The organism is Corallococcus sp. M7, from assembly GCF_054512695.1.
Map to the genome: position 1 here is coordinate 5,149,752 of NZ_CM137252.1, position 17,609 is coordinate 5,167,360.

Annotated in this window: 17 protein-coding genes; 11 read left to right on the top strand and 6 right to left on the bottom strand. The window is 68.2% G+C overall.

Annotation, left to right across the window (positions count from 1 at the left end):
- Positions 1 to 9: 9 nt before the first annotated feature.
- Genes ACX114_RS20530 through ACX114_RS20555 form a run of 6 tightly spaced genes read left to right on the top strand, consistent with a single transcriptional unit; the run spans position 10 to position 4,539 of the window.
- Entirely contained in the window at positions 10 to 708 is a 699-nt protein-coding gene (locus tag ACX114_RS20530; RefSeq protein WP_459286971.1) for an ABC transporter ATP-binding protein, read from the top strand.
- Between the two features lie 19 nt (positions 709 to 727).
- Positions 728 to 1,507 (top strand): MlaE family ABC transporter permease, encoded by a 780-nt coding sequence (locus tag ACX114_RS20535; protein WP_459286972.1) that lies wholly within the window; start codon positions 728 to 730, stop codon positions 1,505 to 1,507.
- Complete coding sequence (locus ACX114_RS20540; RefSeq protein WP_459286974.1) at positions 1,504 to 2,250, top strand: MlaE family ABC transporter permease; 747 nt, start codon at positions 1,504 to 1,506, stop codon at positions 2,248 to 2,250. Before ACX114_RS20535 ends, ACX114_RS20540 begins: the two co-directional genes overlap by 4 nt.
- A complete protein-coding gene (locus ACX114_RS20545) occupies positions 2,247 to 2,990 on the top strand; it encodes an ATP-binding cassette domain-containing protein (protein WP_459286976.1) in 744 nt (247 codons plus the stop codon). The genes ACX114_RS20540 and ACX114_RS20545 overlap by 4 nt, the downstream gene beginning before the upstream one ends.
- Positions 2,983 to 3,993: an MlaD family protein gene (locus tag ACX114_RS20550; RefSeq protein WP_459286978.1), complete on the top strand. Its 1,011-nt coding sequence runs from the start codon at positions 2,983 to 2,985 to the stop codon at positions 3,991 to 3,993. Before ACX114_RS20545 ends, ACX114_RS20550 begins: the two co-directional genes overlap by 8 nt.
- Positions 3,994 to 4,008: 15 nt before the next feature.
- Complete coding sequence (locus ACX114_RS20555) at positions 4,009 to 4,539, top strand: hypothetical protein (protein WP_459286980.1); 531 nt, start codon at positions 4,009 to 4,011, stop codon at positions 4,537 to 4,539.
- 164 nt (positions 4,540 to 4,703) lie between these two features.
- Here ACX114_RS20555 and ACX114_RS20560 read toward each other — a convergent pair whose 3' ends face one another.
- The 3 genes from ACX114_RS20560 to ACX114_RS20570 all read right to left on the bottom strand — a co-directional run bounded on the left by ACX114_RS20560 (position 4,704) and on the right by ACX114_RS20570 (position 10,506).
- Entirely contained in the window at positions 4,704 to 9,155 is a 4,452-nt protein-coding gene (locus ACX114_RS20560; protein ID WP_459286982.1) for a hypothetical protein, read from the bottom strand.
- Positions 9,156 to 9,700: 545 nt separating this feature from the next.
- Positions 9,701 to 10,240, bottom strand: coding sequence for a hypothetical protein (locus ACX114_RS20565; protein ID WP_459286984.1), 540 nt, complete (start codon positions 10,238 to 10,240; stop codon positions 9,701 to 9,703).
- Between the two features lie 65 nt (positions 10,241 to 10,305).
- Positions 10,306 to 10,506, bottom strand: a complete 201-nt coding sequence (locus ACX114_RS20570; RefSeq protein ID WP_459286986.1) for a hypothetical protein — start codon at positions 10,504 to 10,506, stop codon at positions 10,306 to 10,308.
- A gap of 196 nt (positions 10,507 to 10,702) precedes the next feature.
- Between ACX114_RS20570 and ACX114_RS20575 the strand changes: the two genes are divergently transcribed.
- Positions 10,703 to 11,212: a DUF2267 domain-containing protein gene (locus ACX114_RS20575; protein ID WP_459286988.1), complete on the top strand. Its 510-nt coding sequence runs from the start codon at positions 10,703 to 10,705 to the stop codon at positions 11,210 to 11,212.
- Positions 11,213 to 11,265: 53 nt separating this feature from the next.
- Positions 11,266 to 12,183, top strand: coding sequence for a LysR family transcriptional regulator (locus ACX114_RS20580; RefSeq protein WP_459286990.1), 918 nt, complete (start codon positions 11,266 to 11,268; stop codon positions 12,181 to 12,183).
- A 1-nt stretch (position 12,184) separates the two neighbouring features.
- On the opposite strand, the gene ACX114_RS20585 is transcribed toward ACX114_RS20580, so the two are convergent.
- Positions 12,185 to 12,766, bottom strand: a complete 582-nt coding sequence (locus ACX114_RS20585) for an NADPH-dependent F420 reductase (protein ID WP_459286992.1) — start codon at positions 12,764 to 12,766, stop codon at positions 12,185 to 12,187.
- Positions 12,767 to 13,100: 334 nt separating this feature from the next.
- Between ACX114_RS20585 and ACX114_RS20590 the strand changes: the two genes are divergently transcribed.
- A complete protein-coding gene (locus tag ACX114_RS20590) occupies positions 13,101 to 14,153 on the top strand; it encodes a hypothetical protein (protein WP_459286993.1) in 1,053 nt (350 codons plus the stop codon).
- Positions 14,154 to 14,160: 7 nt separating this feature from the next.
- Here ACX114_RS20590 and ACX114_RS20595 read toward each other — a convergent pair whose 3' ends face one another.
- The gene (locus ACX114_RS20595; RefSeq protein ID WP_459286995.1) at positions 14,161 to 14,568 is read right to left on the bottom strand and encodes a PaaI family thioesterase; all 408 of its coding nucleotides are present in this window, start codon (positions 14,566 to 14,568) and stop codon (positions 14,161 to 14,163) included.
- A gap of 112 nt (positions 14,569 to 14,680) precedes the next feature.
- On the opposite strand from ACX114_RS20595, the gene ACX114_RS20600 reads away from it, so the two are divergent.
- A complete protein-coding gene (locus ACX114_RS20600) occupies positions 14,681 to 15,136 on the top strand; it encodes a MarR family winged helix-turn-helix transcriptional regulator (protein ID WP_459286997.1) in 456 nt (151 codons plus the stop codon).
- A 366-nt stretch (positions 15,137 to 15,502) separates the two neighbouring features.
- Here ACX114_RS20600 and ACX114_RS20605 read toward each other — a convergent pair whose 3' ends face one another.
- Positions 15,503 to 16,618: a Gfo/Idh/MocA family protein gene (locus ACX114_RS20605; protein WP_459286999.1), complete on the bottom strand. Its 1,116-nt coding sequence runs from the start codon at positions 16,616 to 16,618 to the stop codon at positions 15,503 to 15,505.
- A 153-nt stretch (positions 16,619 to 16,771) separates the two neighbouring features.
- Between ACX114_RS20605 and ACX114_RS20610 the strand changes: the two genes are divergently transcribed.
- Positions 16,772 to 17,542 carry a sporulation protein gene (locus ACX114_RS20610; protein ID WP_459287001.1) on the top strand — a complete coding sequence of 257 codons (771 nt, stop codon included), beginning with the start codon at positions 16,772 to 16,774 and terminating at the stop codon, positions 17,540 to 17,542.
- Positions 17,543 to 17,609: the final 67 nt, after the last annotated feature.

Genomic DNA, 17,609 nt, shown 5'->3' on the forward strand with positions numbered 1-17,609 from the left:
CGCCCCACCATGGACCTGCGCGCCGAAGCTTTGACCCTCCGCTACGGTCCCCGCACCGTGCTGGAGCCCACGGATTGCCACATTCCGCCCGGCACGCAGGCGCTGGTGCTGGGGCGTTCGGGCTCGGGCAAGACGACGCTCCTGAAGTCCTTCGCCGGACTCCTGCGCCCCTCCTCCGGACGGGTGACCTGGGATGGTCAGGACGTCGCCAGGCTCTCCGCGCAGGAGCGGCGCGCGCAGCAGGCGTCGTTCGGCTTCGTGTTCCAGACGGACGCGCTCTTCGACTCGCTGACGGTGCGGCAGAACGTGATGCAGCCGCTGCTCCGCCGTCGCGTGCCGGAAGACGAGGCCCGCGAGCGGACGGACGCGGTGCTGCGCTCGGTGGGGCTGGCGGACGCGGCGGACACGCTGCCGGAGCGGCTGTCCGGCGGCATGAAGAAGCGCGCGGGGCTCGCGAGGGCCATCGCGGCGAGGCCGGCGGTGCTCCTGGCGGATGATCCGTTCGCGGGCCTGGATCCCGGCACGGCGCGTCAGGTGGCCAGGGTGCTCCTGGAGGTCGCGGGCCAGGGAACGCTGCTGGTGGCGGCGCCGGAAGCGCCGGTGGATCTTCCCCTGCCCCGCTGGTTGTACCTGCGAAGCGGCAGACTGGTGCACGATGGGGCTCCGGCGCCGCAGCTCGAGAGCGCGCCGGACGAGGCCCTCGCATGACTCCGCGGTCCCAGCACCCGTGAGCACCACCGCCCTGGCGTGGCTGGGACGCTCGGCGATGCAGGCGGTGGGCGGCGTGGGAGCGCTGGCCCTGGTCGCGGGTCGCACGGCCTGGGCTCTGCGCAGGCTGGAGCGGCGCGAGCTGGCGCGAGGCCTGGTGCAGTTCGGCTACGGCTCACTGCCGCTGGCCCTGGCGACGGCGGCGCTGGCGGGCGTCATCGTGGTGGTGCAGGCCGCGCTCTACATCCAGCGCTTCGGGGCCAGGGCCTTCCTGGGCTGGGCCGCGGGCTACGGCGTGCTGTGGGAGTTCGGCCCGCTATTGCTCGGGCTGATCATGTCGGCGCGGATCGGGGCAAGAAACGCGGCGGAGCTGGCCACGCTGAAGGTGGGCGGACAGATTGAAGGCCTGCGAGGCATTGGCCTGGATCCATTCGCGCTCCTGGTGGCGCCACGCGTGGTGGCGATGGAGCTGAGCATGCTGGGGCTGAGCACGTTCACGTTCCTGGTGTCCATCCTCTGCGAGGCGGCGGCGGCGAGGCTCACGTTGGACCTGCCGGTGCGGGTGTTCTTCGGGACGTTCGCGCAGATGCTGAGCCCCTCCGACATCCTGGGGGGCGTGGTGAAGACGGGGGCGTTCGGGCTGGCCATCTCGCTGGTGTCCACGGCGGTGGGGCTCCGGGCGAAGGGAGGAGCCCGAGCGGTGGGAGAGGCCGCGGCAAGCGCGGTGGTGCTGGGCTGCGCGGCCATCTTCCTCTTGGACTTCGTGCTGACGACGCTGCTGTCCAGGGTGCTCGCATGAAGCGCGTGCTGACCTTCTTCGGGGCGCCGGGGGTGATGCTGGCGCGCACGGTGCGGGCGGGCACGCGGGAGGGAATCCCATGGCGTGAAACGCTGGCTCAGATTCATGAGCTGGGCGGACGCAGCGTCTGGCTGGTGATGTCCGGCATGGCCTTCTTCGGCGCGGTGCTGGTGATGATCGCCAACGCGCAGGCGAAGAAGCTGATCGGCAACGTGGCGGTGCTGGGCCCGGCCTACTTCGAGATGCTCATCCGTGAGCTGGGCCCCGCGGTGTCGGCATTGCTGACAGCGTCGCGAGCGGGCGCCAGCCACTCCGCGGAGCTGGCCACGATGAGCGTGAACGAACAGGTGGAGGCGCTGGAGATGTCCGCAGGGGATCCCTACGCGGACCTCGTGGCGCCACGGGTGGTGGCGGGCCTGGTCGGGGTGCCGCTCCTGGGCGCGCTGGGGACGGTGGCGGCGACGGCGTCGGCGGTGCTGGTGGCGAGCGTGGCGTTGAACATCGACGGCCGGGCGTTCATGGACGCGAGGTACGTGGATGGCTGGGACGTGCTGGTCGGAGGGCTGAAAGTCGTGGCCTGCGGGCTGTACATCCCGCTCGCGGCGGCGGTGGCGGGGTTGAATGCCCGGGGCGGCGCGGAGGCGGTGGGCGAGGCCACGACGGAAGGCGTCGTGGCGGCCAGTCTGGGATGTCTGTTGATTGACCTGACGGTGTCGCTTGCGTTCCAGTTCGTGCGCCTGTGAATGACACCGGTCCGGACACGCTGGTCTTCGAGGATGTGGCGATAGCCTTCGAGCAGGGCCGCCGCGTCCTGGACGGCCTGAGCGCGCAGGTCTCCACGAGGGAGCTGACGTTCATCGCGGGAGCGAGCGGCTCCGGAAAGAGCGTGCTGTGCCGGCTGGCGGTGGGCCTGCTGAAGCCCGAAGCAGGCAAGGTGACGTTGTTCGGGGAGCGGGTGGACACGCAGCCGGAGCGGACGTTGGTGACGCTCCGCCGCCGGGCGCCGTATCTGGTGCAGGGCCCCGCGCTGCTGGACTGGAGGACGCTCAGGGAGAACGTGCGCCTCGCGGATCCAAGCGCCCCGGAGGAAGCCGTGGAGACAGCGCTGGAGAAGGTGGGCCTGAAGGAATGGGCGGACCGGCTGCCACCGGAGCTGGGGCCCGGGGCGAAGAAGCGGGCGGCCATCGCGAGAGCCCTGGTGCTGAAGCCGCGCTACCTGCTGTTGGACGAGCCGACGACAGGGTTGGACCGGAGGGCGGCGATGCAGGTGGAGGCGGTGTTGGCGTCGTTGAAGGAGCAGGGCCTGGGGGCGCTGGTGGTGTCACACGACTACCGGCAATTGAGAGGCATCGCGGACCGGGTGTTGGTGGTGGCGAAGGGGCGCAGCGCGTACCTGGGGAGCCCGGAGGGCTTCCTGGAGTCCCCTGCCCCGGAGCTGCGAACGCTGACAGCGCCGTTCATGGAGGGCGCAACGGATGGATGAGCAACGGCTGGAGTTGAAGGTCGGAGCGCTGGTGCTCGCGACGCTGGTGGGAGTGCTGGTGTTGCTCTGGTTGATGGGAGAGCTGACGCTGGGCCGGGGCGCCAGGCTGGAGGTGGACTTCGCGCACACGGGCAACGTGGTGCAGGGAGCCCCGGTGAAGCTGGGAGGTGTCCAGGTGGGCAAGGTGGACACCATCCACCTCCTGGCGGACCGAAGGGACGCGAAGGGCCTCCCCCTCCCCGTCCGCATGGACCTGTCCGTGGAGCCCGAGGCCAGGAGCGCCCTGCGCAAGGACGCCAGGGTGACGGTGGGAACGGTGGGCCTGTTGGGCGAGCCCTATCTGGAGCTGAACCCAGGCAACGCCGAAGCACCGTTGCCGGAGAAAGAAGCGCTCCGGGGAGTGGATGCGCCGCGCCTGGACCTGCTGTCGGAACAGCTCTCCAAGTTCGTGACGCTGCTGTCGGACATGCTGGAGAAGGATCCGGAGGCCGTCACGGGCCTCGCCGCCAACGTGTCGCGATTGGCGAGGACGCTGGACGAAGTCCTGACGGAGAACAAAGGCGACGTAAAGGTCCTGGCCACGGAGCTGGCGGCGGCGTCAAAGGACCTGCGTCAGCTGGCCCAACTGGCCAAGGAATCCATGCAGCCCGGAGGCAAGGGAGCGAGGCTCCTGGACGACGCCTCCGCCGTGGCGGCCCTGATGCGAAAGGACCTCCCCGGCCTGACGAAGTCCGCCGGAACGACCCTGGACGGACTGGCGGCGGTGACAGGCCCGCTGACGCCCGAGGACGGCCAGCAGGTGAAGCTGGCCCTCCAGCGCTTCACTGCTGCAGCGGGCCAGTTGGAGCAGATCGCCACCAAGGCAGACCGGATCCTCGGCCAGCTCGACTCCGGAGAGGGAACCGGCGGCGCGCTGCTCAAGGATCCTGCCCTCTACGACGAACTGAAGACCCTGGTCACGGACCTGCGCAAGCACCCATGGAAGATCCTCTGGAAGGACTGAGCGCCGGAGGTGAATATGAGCCCTCGCAAAATTCGCGCGGACCTGTTGAGCAAAGCGGATGAATTGATCATGAGCGGAGAGATGTTCAGGGCAATCCGACACATCCGGGAGGGGATGCAGTGCGGAATCTCCGATGCATTGGAAATGATTGATATCCGCTCCCAGGAACTCGAAAAGACACATGAAAGCTGGCGGCAATCCCGACTGGCCTACAGACAAACCTTGACGCCTGAGTATTGGCGCGCCCACGCCCTGGCGAGCCTGGAAGCGCTACCGAGTCCCCCATTGGCGATTGAGGCGCTCTGGGATGGAGACAGCTATGGCTGGATGCTCAACCTGCACGCCATCCTTCCAGGTGCATCACGCGAGCATCCGCGGTTTACCGCCGTTTGTCTGGTTTTGATGCGTGGCCCTTCCGAGCATATGAGCGAGGTCGCCCTCGAAATCGGCCGGATCGCTCAGGAGCGGTGGAGGATTACGCTCTACCTTCCGTCCCGCGAACCTTCAATCGATGCCCCTCGGTGGTGGGATTCCCACGCCACTTGATGTTTGTGGTCGTAGTGGCGGGCTGCCTCCGTGATGCTCTGAAACAAGGGCGTGTCCAGCATCCTGCCCTGCGCAGGGTGCCCCTGTGGCGTCTCGACTGAGTGACGAGCTGCTCCGGACCCTCTCCTGATGCGAAGAGTCCGGAGCAGCCTCGCCGCCGTAGCCTACGGCGTCCCCGTCCGCCGGCTCTGGTCGGAATCGAGGTACTCCCACGGGAAGGCGTCGGACGGCGTGGCCGCCCGCAGGTAGCTCATGGGATGGGCCGGGTTGTATTTGAAGGTCTTCTCCATGTCGCGCTCGAACGCGAACATCTGGTGGGCCGTGTACAGGTTGTGCTGGCGGTTCAAGGCGTGGATCCGGGTGTTCTGGGCCGCGGTGACACGGGCGGGCAGCGGCAGCAGCCGGGTCCCCTCGTCAACAAAGGACGGCTTGATCTTCACCGTGACCAGCGGGTCCATGTCGGCAAGCAACTGCTCCAGATCATCGTTCACCGCTTCGTACGTCGCATTGGCGCTCGTGGCGATCTGCCGGTGGTCCTTATGGCTGACCACATCGGAGATGTAGCAGTCGCGAAGCTCCTGGAGCGTCCAGTTAGCGCTCCGGGCGTGGAGAATCGTCTGGCGGTTGCTGAGCCCATGCAGGGCCCACTCATGGGAGATGATCAAGAGGATGCCGCCCGGGTGCGTGGTGGCCTGTCCCCTCATCGAGATATTGACGCGGATCCGCACGTCGCGAGACAGGTCGAACCCGGCGAGGTCCCGGGTGAGCAGGTGAAGCGGAAGCCAGGATCCGCCCGGCGTCGTCGTGTCGGCAGGGTCCCGCACCTCGATGATGCACTGGCCATCGAAGCCGTTCGTGGCGGTCGGAGAAACCTCGATAAGCAACGGGACGTAGTCGGCGGCGCCGTGGTTCGCGAAGGGCTCGATGACGGACTGACGGAAGACGCTCGAGCTTTCGAGGATCTGCGTCAGTCGCGGGTAGGCCGCCGTGATCTGTGAGTAGCCCTCGATGAACGGCCACTCCGTCGGCGGCTGCACCTGCTCGTCCGAAACCGTCGGGGTGGAGGTCGCGGAGCTGGCGCTCCGGGTGCCCGAGCGGTTGCGAACCGCGACCTGGGACGGCCCCACGTCCACCTCCATGCCAGGCGAGGCACGGACCGCGTCGATGGTCTCCCTCAGGTCCAGCTGATCCAGCGGCGACGCCTTCGAGCTCGAAGCCTGCGAATCGCCGCCGAGCTGCGCGTTCAACAGCCGCTCCTTCCACTCCTGGTTCTTCGCCGGGACTCTGGCGACAGGGAAGGCCTTGTCGATCTGCTCGTTCAAGACGGCGGAGTTGCGGCTGCTCTGGGCTGACAGCGCGAGCTTCGTGGCCATCTCTCCGAAGGCCCGCGCGGTCTCCTGGTTGGAGGTCATCGCCGCCAGGGCGTTCTTCTGGTTCTGGTCCAGGCCCGTCAGGTTGGCGAAGGGGCTCACCTGGGTGAGCGCGTTCAGCAGCGAGCCCGCCCCCGTGGGGTCTGGCGCGGCCGGTGCGTTCTGGATGTTGACGATGGGCTGCGGGAGCGCCGTGGGCGTGGTGCTCTGCGGCGCCTGGTAGCGGCTGTCCGTGCTCACCGGGTTGATGGCGGTGGGCTCGTCCGAAGGCGACTGCTCCCATCTCCAGAAGCGCGTGTCATCGATGCGCTCGCAGGCGTTGCAGGCGCCACGCACGGCCTCCGCGAAGACTCCGGGCGTGGGCACGCTCAGGCGGAAGACCGCGCCCTGCCCTCCTTCGCGCTCGGCCTCCGTCTGGTAGTGCTCCAGCAGCGAGGCATGGGCCATGGCCCCACTGCCGCTCTGGTCCGCGGTGCCCATCTCGTAGGTGGGATCCAGGTTGAGCCCCCGGGCCACCGGGAACACGAGCGAATTGCCCGCGACCCCGAGCAGCCGGTTCTCCACCAGCGAGGCCAGGGAGCGGCCCAGCACCCCGCGCTGCGCATAGATGGAGTTGAACTCGTCCTGCGCCAGATGGATGCGGTCCAGCATCATGTACCGGCGGTGCGGCGTGATGCCGTGGCACCAGATGGCGTGGTGGTAGTACTCCAGGTTCTCCTGGTTGAGATGATCCCGGAGCTGCTGGGCCAGCCGCTGGTCCTCCTGCCAGGGATTGCGCTGCTCCTCGGGCGTCATGGGCGTGGGCAGGTAGATCTGATCCGCGAAGCCGATGTCGTTGCGGATGGACTGGTTGTTCACCAGCGTCCCGCTGAAGTGGGGCGTGCGGTAGCGCAGCGTGCCCCGCTCGACGACGGCGAAGCTGCCCGACAGGCTCAGGCTGGGGGAGCTCAGCCGCAGCCCGACAATCTGGCTGCGCTTGAGGTCCGCGGGGGTGCCGGTGAAGGGCTGCTGGGCCACCCCTGCCTTGAGCGCCTTGATGTCCGTGGTCCGCGTGGAGCGCACGGAGACGGTCAACAGCCGGCCCGGGGCGTAGTCGGTGAGCAGGGTGCAGTCCAGCCGCAGATCCTTCACCGTCGTCCCGTTCGCGAGGATGGCCTCGAAGCGAAGCTGCTCGACGAAGTTGCGGGCGAGCGCGGGAGCGTGCTGCGTCTGGAAGGTCCGCTCGCGCTCCTCGAGGGAGAGCTTGACGAACAGGTTGCTGATGCCCCGGATGTCCAGCCCCAGGAAGACATGGCTCAGGGTGGCCCAGGCGCCCGCGTCAATCGACCCGTCCGCTTGATCCGCCGGCCGGCTCAGCGTCAGGCGGAGCTGGAGCTCACCCGAGAACTCCTCGATGGACTCGTCACTGTAGGGAAGGAAGGTCACCGCGCCGGAGGACTCCACGCGGCGGGGGAAGTCCGTGCCCTGGTAGTTCCGCGAGATGCGCTCCAGCGCGTCGAAGCCCCGGCGCAGCTCCTGCCCCCGGGTCGTATCCGCGGCGTAGAGCAGGTGCTCGGACAGGCACTCCCGCCAGCGGAGGATCTTCGCGTCCGTGAAGAGGCTCATCATCAAGGGGACGAAGAGGCACTCCTGGACGTCCACCACCTGCTGCTCGATGACGAAGTGCCGGAGGATTTCGAAGTACTGGATGGTCAACGCGTGGCAGTGGTTGTGATTGGCCACCACTTCGGTCTGCACGGAGAGTGATTCGCCCTGCTTCGCGCTGGTGACGACCGTGGAGCGCTGGCTGCGCACGGAGGACGTGGCCTGCATGGTGGCGTCACGCAGCCGGTTGTGAAGGCTGGACGTCATGTCGCGGGTGTTGTCCTGCCAGGCGGAGGATGTGCCTGAGCCCCCGGAGATGCTGAACCCGGTCGACAACCCCACGGCCACGCCGTTCTTGCTGCCGCTGCCAGCGCCCCCCAGGCCGAAGGAGAAGCCGCGCGTCCTGGCCGAGCTGCCCCCTCGCATGGACTCCTGGACGGTCCCACTGAGGATCTCGTCGATGTCGCGGTCTCTCGACAGGCTGTGGCTCAGCCCCTCTTCGGCCACCGTGGACTCATCACGTGAGGCCCCGTCCTGCCGGTTCCAGTCGTAGATGACGAGCTGCTTCTTCTGCCCGGGGGCCAGCGGCAGGGAGTAGAGCAGGTCTCCCATCGAGTAGCCGTCCGCCTTGAAGGTCTGCTTGAAGTGGAGCACGTGGCCGTGCGCCAGCGACACGGCTTGATACAGCTCATAGTCGGTGGCGTCGTCGTCCCAGCGCAGGGGGTTCTTGCTCCCCAGCGTCTGCCGCAAGGTGCGGTGGAGATGACGGGCGTAGCCGGCGGGGTCGGAGGTGTCGCCATTCCACTCCCAGGCGGGGGCCTCGCGAATGGGGACGAGCTGGCCGCGCGGGTCCGTGGTGCGGACGATGGCGTAGTGGCTGAACTCCTCCAGCGACCGGTTGGGGACCGTGAAGTTGACGCAGGAGCCGCCGATGTCCTGCGAGTAGCTCGACTCGTTGGCGACGAGCTCCTCCGTGCCCGGCAGGCGCGGGGTCGGGTCAGTGCAGGCGCAGTCGTCTTCACCGCTGGCCTCGTCGGCCGGGCTCCCCGTCGCGACGACCAGCAGCGCGAACGCAGGGAAGGTCCCATCCGCGTTGAGGATGATGGGGAGCTCCTCGTCGGGACGCGAGGAGACCACCGCGTGGGCCCCAAGGAACGGCTCGTTGGGGACCACCACGGAGAAGTTGCCGCTGCTGTGCGTGGTGACCGCGGCGAGAGAGACCTTGAGCGGGGGGCTCGTCCCGTCTCCTCGCAATGCCTGGAAGAGGATCTGCTGCCGCGTCAGCGCCCTTCCCGTGGGGTCCACCAGGCGCCCCTTGAGGACACGGGTGGCAGGCGCGCTGGAACTCGGCACGAGGACGTTGGGCGAGAACGGCTCCACCTGCACCTTCACCGACTCCATCTTCGCCGCCTGGCTCACGGTGAGGTGCGTCGGAGAGACGAGCCGGGTGGGCAGACCGTTGGGCGTGCGCACCACGAAGGTGAGCGGGCTGCTGGAGATGCGGCCGGTGATGGCGAGCGCCAACTGGAAGGCACCCGTGGGCCCCAGCAGGATCTCCTGGTGGATGGGCGTGACCTCGCTGTCTCCGGCGATGGAGTCCGGACAGGAGATCTCCAGGGTGTACCCCGAGACAGATCCGGCGGAGCTCTCCACCGCACCCATGACGGAGATGAACTCCACCTTGCAGGGTCGCGGCAGGAGTGAGGGCCGCCTGAGCACTGTCCAGCGAGATCCGGGAAGTGGTCGCGGCCTCCGTCGTCGTGACCGACGTGCGCTGGGCCACCTTCACCTCGGGAGCGCGCTCGGGCAACCGGAGGATGACCCTCCGGCTCGCTTCGGCGGGCTTGCTCTCCGCGAGCAGCACCGCATCCAGCGCGGCCTTGTTCGCGAAGGTGTGCTCCACGACGGAGGTCCCCGAGAGGAGGACATAGATGGAAAGGGGAAAGGGAAGCGCTGAGGAGGTGAGCTTCTGGAAGAAGAACTCACCCTGCGGGCTCGTGAGCACCGCGGTGAAGAGAGGCGCTTTGGGCGACTGGCCCAACAGCACCGTGCAGGCTTCCAGGCTCCCAGGTTCCGAGGTCTCTAGCTGTCCGTGGAGTTTCATGGGTCTCGTCGAGTATTCCCGGCGAGACCGTCAGAAACACGACATTTGTGCTCATAATACATTTCTCAGGAAATGAGACATGTATCAAGGCACGCGGTTCTGCTCAGAGTGTGGTCGGCACCGGCACCTCGTCCTCGGGCGTCGGAACCGGAGCGGGAGCAGGAGCAGGAGCCTGCGCGGGCGTCTCTTCCTGGATTACAGGCGAGTTCAGGGTCCACGAATAGCCATAGCCCGCCTTGAGCAGCCGGTACGTCGCGCGCTTCCCGCAGCCCACGACGCCCGTGGTGATGCGGTCCAGCTTGGACGCCTGGAGTTCCGCCTTCCCGCAGCCCATGTCGAACTCGGCGCGGAGCCTCACGTCCGGAATCCAGGAGCACTGCCCCATGATGCAGCGCAGTTCGTAGACGCCTTCCGTGTTGCAGCCGATCATCCGGTACTGGTTCTCACCCAGGTACTGCGGCGTCAGCTCCTGCTGGCACTGGAGATCCCGGGCGGCGATCTTCTCCAGGTTCGCGTAGCGCTTGGAATTGATGGACGGCCCCATCTGGGAGAAGTCCACCTTGCCGTTGCTCCGGCGGCCCCCGCAGCCCGCCACCAGGAACGCCACGCCCACGCCCACGAACGACAGTCGAATGAGGTTCATGGGCGCCCATCTACCCCATGGCCTCACGGCCTTTCCAGCCCCTCCCCTGCTCTACTGCCTGCGCATCAGGGCGCGGGCGCTCCCGAACCTTCGCTCAAGAGATCGGACAGAAGCATCTGCTCTTCACTCGGCGAGAGGTCGTAGTGGCGGGCCGCCTCCGTGATGATTTCGATCAAGGGCGTGTCCGGTTCCTCGGCCCTCCGTACCGCGATCCTGCGGGCTGCGCCGCGCAGCGCCTCTCCCCTGGGACGAAGACTTTCACGCATGACGACACCTCCTTGGAGAGATTCGGATGCGCTGGCGCCAGTGCAAGGGCCGTGACGGAAAGTGGGAGCAGGCGCTCCCCGTCATCCTCCTCCCACGGGAAGCGGGCGGCTCGCAGGGCGGCGCGTGCCTTCCCCCGGCTTCGGGCGCGCTTCAGCGTTGGGGTTGGACCCCCATCCAAGGAACGAGGCATCGGACATGGCAGCGCGAGACATCCCCGGCTCTGGACAGCAGATAGGAAGCCCCTCGCAGCGCAGGATGGCGGTCCCACTCGACGAACGCCGCCGCCTGCGCCACGAGTCACGCACGTCGCAGACCTACAAGGCCTTCCTCAAGTACCTGCGCGACGTGGGCCAGTTCGAGAGCGAGCAGGCGGCCCAGCAAGCCGCCTTCTCCGTGCTGTGCGTGCTGGAACAGCGCCTCTTCGGCGAGGAGGACAACGACCTGGAGGCCCAGCTGCCCCACAAGCTGCGCGAGCTCCTGGTGCGGTGCGACCGCCACGAAGCCGGGCCGCCGCCCCACAAGTTCGGCCGGGAGGAGATGCTGGCGATGGTCGCCACCGACCTGAACGTGGACGCAGAGAACGCCGAGTCCATCGTCCGCGCCGTCTTCAGCGCCATCCAGGCGCAGATCTCCTCGGGAGAGAGCGACGACATCGCCGGCGAGCTGCCGACGGACATCCGCGACCTGTGGGCACGCCCCATGTGACATGGCTCGCCACGTTGACGCCAGGTCATGAATGGCTGTGAGCTGGCGGCAACATGGACTCCATCTCGGAGATCGAAGTCTTCATCAAGGCCGTCGACCTGGGCGGCTTCACGCGGGCCGCCGAGAACCTGGGCCTGACCCCTTCGGGCGTGAGCCGGATCATCTCGCGGCTCGAAGGCCGGCTGGGCGTCCGGCTCCTGAACAGGACCACCCGCAGCCTCAGCCTCACGGACGAAGGGGCCGTGTACCACGAGCACTGCACGCGCATGCTCGCGGAGCTGGAAGCGGTCAACGCCACCCTGGCCCGGACGAGCGTCACGCCGCGAGGCCGCCTGCGCGTCGATGTCCCCATCCCGCTCGCGGACTATGTCGTCGGGCCCGCGCTGCCCCGATTCCTGGAACGCTACCCGGAGGTGTCCATCGACCTCACGGTCCGCGACCGGATCATCGACCCCACCGCCGAGGGCGTCGACGTGGTCCTCCGCATGGCGCCGACGCGGGACTCCGACCTCGTCTCACGGCGGCTCGGCCGCGCGCGCTCCATCCTGGTCGCCTCCCCTGCCTACCTCGCCGCGCACGGGAGGCCCCGGACGCTCGCCTCGCTGCGCGAGCACACCTGCATCGCGTACCTGTCGAGCACAGGCCCGCTGCCCTGGCGGCTGAAGGGAACCGGGGGCGAGGTCTCCTTCGCCGCCCGGGGCAGGCTCATGGTGGGCTCTGGCAACGTGCTCACCCACGCCGCCCTGGGCGGGCTCGGCATCATCCAGACCTTCGAGTACCACGTCGCCGAACACCTCTCCCGGGGCGAGCTCGAGCTCATCCTCGAAGACCTCGAACCCGAGCCGCGCACCGTCTTCGCCCTCTTCGAGCGGCACAAGTCCGCCGTGCCCAAGGTGCGCGTGTTCCTGGACTTCGTGGCGGAGCTCTTCGCCGCCAGGGCTCCGCTGGCCACGGGACGCAAGCGCCGCTGAATCAGCGCACCAGCCGGAAGCCGATGTCCGGTCCCAGCTTCTGCACGTAGCCGAGCAGGATGTTCAGGTAGCCCAGCGACTCCAGCCACCGGGAGTTGCGCAGCGGCCCCGCGTCGACCGGGTCGAAGCCCAGGTCGCGCCCCAGCCCCAGCACGTGCTCCTTGCCGCCAGCGTCATCCGAGGCGACGAGCAGGCTGAGCTTCTCACCCTTCACCTTCCCCTGGTCCATGTGCTGCGCGAAGACCGTGTTGAAGGCCTTCACCACGCGCGCCCGGGGCGCCTTCTTCTGCAGCTCCTCCGCGCCGCTCGTGGTGAAGCCGAGCGCCAGCTGCATGTCCGCGGTCAGCGCGTTCGTCACGTCCACCACGACCTTGCCGTTCACCGCGTCGCCCAGCGTGCGGAGCGTGTCGTCCAGCGCGCCGAAGGGCACCGCCAGGAACACCACGTCCGCCCATGCCGCCGTCTGCCGCACAGCCGCCGGATCCTTGCCCACCGCCTTCACCTCATGCCCGGCGCGAGCCAGGCCCCGCTGCAACGCGCCGCCCACGTTCCCCTTGCCGATGATTCCGATCTTCGTCGCCATGGTCTTGCCGTCCTCGTGAAGGCCGGAGCGGTGCGCCCCGGAACGGTTGGCAATATGCGGAACGCGGCCCTCGCGAAAAACGCCTGGGTCGTCACGGCACCTGTGACGCGGCGTCATGAAACGCGGGCCGGGCCTCCTGGTGACACGAGTCACCAGCGCTGATGATCCGCATCACCAGTTTCGAGCCGTCCGGGCACCGCTCGAAACACGCGCTTCAGAGGGAAGACGGCTTCACCGGGGGCATGGCACGCGCCGTGCTCTAGGGATTGGTCATCACGGACCGGACGCACTCCGGCCCTTCTTCCAAATCCCTCCGCCTCCCCCGAGGTCTCCCATGCGCGTCGCCAACCGCCCCACGTCCACGCCCGCCTCGAGCTCCCCCGCCGTCTCCGGTCCGTCCGCGGCCACCGAGAAGAAGCCCGGCTTCATCGACAAGAACCAGCCGGACACGAAGTTCAGCCAGCAGTGGGGCCAGGACATCTTCATGGACTCGCGCAAGGGCGATAAGGCCCAGGCCAGCGCGGACAGGAAGGACGGGCGACAGGTCACGCAGGGCAACACCGGTCCCGGCCAGGTGGCGGGCAACGAGAGCAGCAAGTACGTGTCCTGGCAGAAGGACGCGGCGGAGTTCAAGACGGGCACGGGCTTCACGAAGGACGGCACCGGCGCGCAGATCGAAGCGAGCGCCGCCGAGGTCCAGGGCGATGCGTCCTACCGCGTGATGCCGTGGGAGATCGGCGGCCGCGCGGGCGCCGAGGCCAACATCGCCAGCCTTCGCGGTGACGCGGGCTTCGGCAAGGACCTGAAGGACATCGGGCTCGACAAGGTGGAGGGCAAGGTCTACGGCGGCGTGCACGGCGAGGCGCTGGTGGGCGCCAACGCGGACGCGAAGGCCAAGATCGACCTGAACCCCAAGAACGGCGACATGGGCGCCGAGGTCGGCGCGGGCGCACTGGTGGGCGCCGAGGCGAGCGCCACGGCGCGCGGCGAGTTCGGCCCCGTGCAGGGCTCCGTGACGGGCAGCGCCATCGCCGGCGTGGGCGCCGCGGTGGACGCGAAGGTGGCCTTCGAGGACGGCAAGCTCACCATCGGCGGCAAGGCCAAGGCGGCGCTCGGCGTGGGCGTGGGTGTCGGCACCTCGTACACCATCGACTTCAACAAGCTGAAGGGCACGGTCGACAACCTCACCAACGGCAAGGCCAGCGAGGCCGTGAAGAACGTCACGGACAAGGTCGGTGACACCGCCAAGAACGTGACGGACAAGGTCGCTGACACGGCCAAGAACGTGACGGACAAGGTCGCCGACAAGGCCAAGGACGTCACGGACAAGGTCGGCGACACGGCGAAGGACCTGGGCAAGGGCATCAAGGACCTGTTCAAGTTCTGATGCGCCTTCAGGCCGCGGAGACGACGGTCCCTTGCGCCAGGGCACACAGCGTCTCCGCGCCATCCTTCACGGCGAAGACTTCACACTGACACACGGCCTGCCGCTTGCCGGCGGCCTTCGCCTGGGCCCGCGCGATGAGCAGCGAGCCCACGGCGGGCTTCAGGTAGTTGATCTTGTACTCGGAGGTCAGCGCGTTGCCGCCCAGCGCCAGTCCCCCGGCGAACGTGATGGCGTTGTCCGCCAGGTAGCTGAGCACGCCCCCGTGGACGAAGCCGTGCTGCTGCTTCAGGTGGTCCACGATGGGCAGCCGCAGCTCCGCGGTCCCGGGCCCGGAGCTGGCGAGCTGCGCGCCGATGAACTGGCTGAAGGGCTGCGACGCGAACACCTGCTGCGCGAACGCCTGAAGGTCATCCATTCGTGCCTCCCAGATTGATAGACCCGTCCATCAATTCATAGACGGGTCCATGAATCAGGGTCAAGGCGCCCACGGGTTGCCTTGCGTCCCACCTTTCAGCTACGCCTGCGACGTGCCCCGCCGCGAACCGGAGGAAGAGTTCTTCGAGCGCTTCAGCGCCCTGTCCCAGCGCCTGAGGCTGGTCGCCGCGCGCGAGTACGGGTCGTTCGACATCGGTAGCGCCCAGGCGAAGTTCCTGCGCCACATCGGCCGCCACGGCCGCAGCTCCCAGGCGGAGCTGGCTCGCGCCACGGGAACGGACCCGACCCTCACCGGACGGGCGCTGGAACCGCTGATTGAACGTGGTTGGATCCGCCGGGAGCGCAGCGAAGAGGATCGCCGCCAGTACGTGCTGGAGCTGACGGAGGAAGGTCAGCGCGCCCGCAGGCGGGTGGAGGACGCACGCAAGCGCATCATCCGGCGCCTGTTCGCGGAGCTGGACGCGCGCGACCTGGATGACTTCGACCGGCTGACAAAGAAGCTCCTCGCCGCGCTCGAAGGCGTCCCGGACGACAGCATCAAACCCTGACGGATTCCCGCGCGGTCTGCGGATGCGGGCCCTAAACGTGTTGGGAATTCGTCAATGACATGCAGCGTCTTGCCAATGCCTATCCACGACACCCAGGATGGCCCTCGCAGCACAAATCAGACATGCGAGGAATCATGAATCCGTCGCGCCTGAAGCGGACAATCCCTGGCATCGCCTTGCTCATTGGCCTCGCGGCGGGTACAGCCCTCGCGATGGTCCCCCTCTCCTCGGCGGAGAGGGGCGAAACCAGTGCCGCCCCCGCCGTGAAGATCTGCTCCATCAGCTGTGCGCGGTGCACGACGAACGCGGACTGCGGGGGCGGAGCGGGAATCTGCGGAAACTATCTCTGTCCCAGGTAGCGCCAGCCTACCCCTCCGCCGGAGCCGGTGCGTTCACTGGCTCGGGCGGCTCCACCGGCGGCCTGACGATGAGCTGGTCCAACGTTGGCCGCTTCGGCTTTTCGAACGGGGCCAGCTTCACCGGCTTCCCCGTGCGCGCGGACTCCTGCAGCGCGACGATGATGCGCACGTCCGCCAGGCCTTCGATTCCGTTGGGCTCCGGATCCCGGTCCTCCAGGATGCAGCTCGAGAAGTAGACGAGCTCCGGCGCGAACTGGTCGCTGTTCTTGAACGTCCGCGTCTCCGTCTCCCCTCCCACCGTGAGCTCGTGCTGGATGTCCGTGCCGTAGCCGAAGCCGTGCTTCACCAGCAGGTCCCCTTCCGTCCCCACCAGCCGGTAGGTCGACACCGCCGAGGCCTCGTGGCTGATTGCGAACTGCGCCACCCTTCCGTTCGGGAACCGCATCAGCGCGAACGCGGAGGCGTCCACGCCGTGGAAGCGCCCATCCCTGCCTCCCGCCGTGAACGCGAACACCTCGCGCGGCTCGTCGCGGAACAAGTAGCGCGCGGCGTTGATGGGGTATGGCCCCTCGTCCAGCAGCGCCCCGCCTCCCACGTCCACTCGCGTGCGGATGTCCCCTTCTCGCACCTGCTGTGTCAGCGTCCCCGTGAACACCAGCGGGTCCCCCAGCCGCCCTGAACGCACCAGCTCGATGGCGCGGAGGTTCGCCTCCTCGAAGTGCAGCCGGTACGCGACCATCAGCTTCACGTCGTTCTCGTTCGTGGCGCGGATCATCGCCTCGCAGTCCTCCACCGAGGTCGCCATCGGCTTCTCGCAGAGGACGTGCACTCCGGCGCGGGCCGCTCGCTCCGTGAAGGTCCGGTGCATCGTGTTGGGCAACACGATGTAGACCGCGTCCGCCTTCGAGTCGCGCAACACCTGTTCGAAGTTCTCGTAGCCCCCCATGTGCTCCACGCCGTACTTCTCCTGGAGCGCGACCCGCTTCGCCTTGTCGGAGGAGATGATGGCCACCAGCTCGGAGTTCTCCTCCGCGTGCTGGAACGCCGGGAGGATGGCCACCTGCGCGAGGTTGCCCGCTCCCACCACCGCGTACCGCACCCGCCTGGATGTCCCCTGCGCCATGATGCACCTCTCCCGTGGTGAGGCTTTACGCTGGTGACGCGCCGGGCCACCCCGCAAGCCGCGCCCGTCCCTCCGGTGCGGGGGCCGCATGATGAGCAGGCGGCCAGACACACAGGCTTTCGCGCCGCGTCCATCCGGCCTATGCCGTCCCCCATGCCCTTCATGAAGATGCTCGCCCGCCTTGGCATTGGCAGCGCGCGCGTGGACACCCGCCTGGAACACGACACCGTGCGCGCGGGCGGCGACCTGCGCGGACTCGTCCATGTCCAGGGCGGCCACACGCCCCAGCGCATCGACCGCATCGACCTGCACCTGATGGCGCAGTACCTCCAGCGCGACAACGACCGCCGTAGCGCGCTCAACGCCGTCGTGCGCACCTGGCGCGTCGCCAACCCCTTCACCCTCCAGCCCCGCGAGGAGCGCGAGATCCCCTTCTCCCTGCGCATCCCCGCCCACACGCCCATCACCGAACGCGGCACGCCCGTGTGGATCAAGACGGCGCTCGACATCGACAACGCCCTCAACCCCGAGGACAGCGACCGCATCCACGTCCTGCCCCCCCCGTCCCTCCAGACCATCATCGAAGCCGTGCAGAAGCTGGGCTTCCAGTGGCGCAACTCCTACTGCGAGGCCGGGTCTCCCCTGGGCCGCGACGAGCCCTTCGTGCAGGAGCTGGAGTTCCACGCCGGCCCGGAGTGGAACGGCCCGCCTCGCTCGCTCGCCCTCCTGCCGTTCCCCCAGGAGGACGCGCTGGAGCTGGTGCTCGACCTGGACCGCGGCCCCCGGGGCCTCACGTCCCTCCTGGAGGGCACGGCGCTGGACGGCGGCCAGAGGCGGCGGCTGGTCCTGTCATCCTCGGACCTGTCCTCGGGGGCAGGGGCTGTCGCCCGATTGCTGACTCCGCACCTTCGCGGCGGGACGTGAAAGCCCGGAAGGCCCGGTCCTTCGTACAGGCCTGGACGCCCCCGGCGTCCCAAGTCCTCCGTCCGGG

Coding starts and splice junctions, on each gene's coding strand:
- ACX114_RS20530 (WP_459286971.1), top strand. CDS start 10: ATGGACCTGCGCGCCGAAGCTTTGACCCTCCGCTACGGTCCCCGCACC.
- ACX114_RS20540 (WP_459286974.1), top strand. CDS start 1,504: ATGAAGCGCGTGCTGACCTTCTTCGGGGCGCCGGGGGTGATGCTGGCG.
- ACX114_RS20550 (WP_459286978.1), top strand. CDS start 2,983: ATGGATGAGCAACGGCTGGAGTTGAAGGTCGGAGCGCTGGTGCTCGCG.
- ACX114_RS20555 (WP_459286980.1), top strand. CDS start 4,009: ATGAGCCCTCGCAAAATTCGCGCGGACCTGTTGAGCAAAGCGGATGAA.
- ACX114_RS20560 (WP_459286982.1), bottom strand. CDS start 9,155: ATGGGTGCGGTGGAGAGCTCCGCCGGATCTGTCTCGGGGTACACCCTG.
- ACX114_RS20565 (WP_459286984.1), bottom strand. CDS start 10,240: ATGAACCTCATTCGACTGTCGTTCGTGGGCGTGGGCGTGGCGTTCCTG.
- ACX114_RS20570 (WP_459286986.1), bottom strand. CDS start 10,506: ATGCGTGAAAGTCTTCGTCCCAGGGGAGAGGCGCTGCGCGGCGCAGCC.
- ACX114_RS20575 (WP_459286988.1), top strand. CDS start 10,703: ATGGCAGCGCGAGACATCCCCGGCTCTGGACAGCAGATAGGAAGCCCC.
- ACX114_RS20580 (WP_459286990.1), top strand. CDS start 11,266: ATGGACTCCATCTCGGAGATCGAAGTCTTCATCAAGGCCGTCGACCTG.
- ACX114_RS20585 (WP_459286992.1), bottom strand. CDS start 12,766: ATGGCGACGAAGATCGGAATCATCGGCAAGGGGAACGTGGGCGGCGCG.
- ACX114_RS20590 (WP_459286993.1), top strand. CDS start 13,101: ATGCGCGTCGCCAACCGCCCCACGTCCACGCCCGCCTCGAGCTCCCCC.
- ACX114_RS20595 (WP_459286995.1), bottom strand. CDS start 14,568: ATGGATGACCTTCAGGCGTTCGCGCAGCAGGTGTTCGCGTCGCAGCCC.
- ACX114_RS20605 (WP_459286999.1), bottom strand. CDS start 16,618: ATGGCGCAGGGGACATCCAGGCGGGTGCGGTACGCGGTGGTGGGAGCG.
- ACX114_RS20610 (WP_459287001.1), top strand. CDS start 16,772: ATGCCCTTCATGAAGATGCTCGCCCGCCTTGGCATTGGCAGCGCGCGC.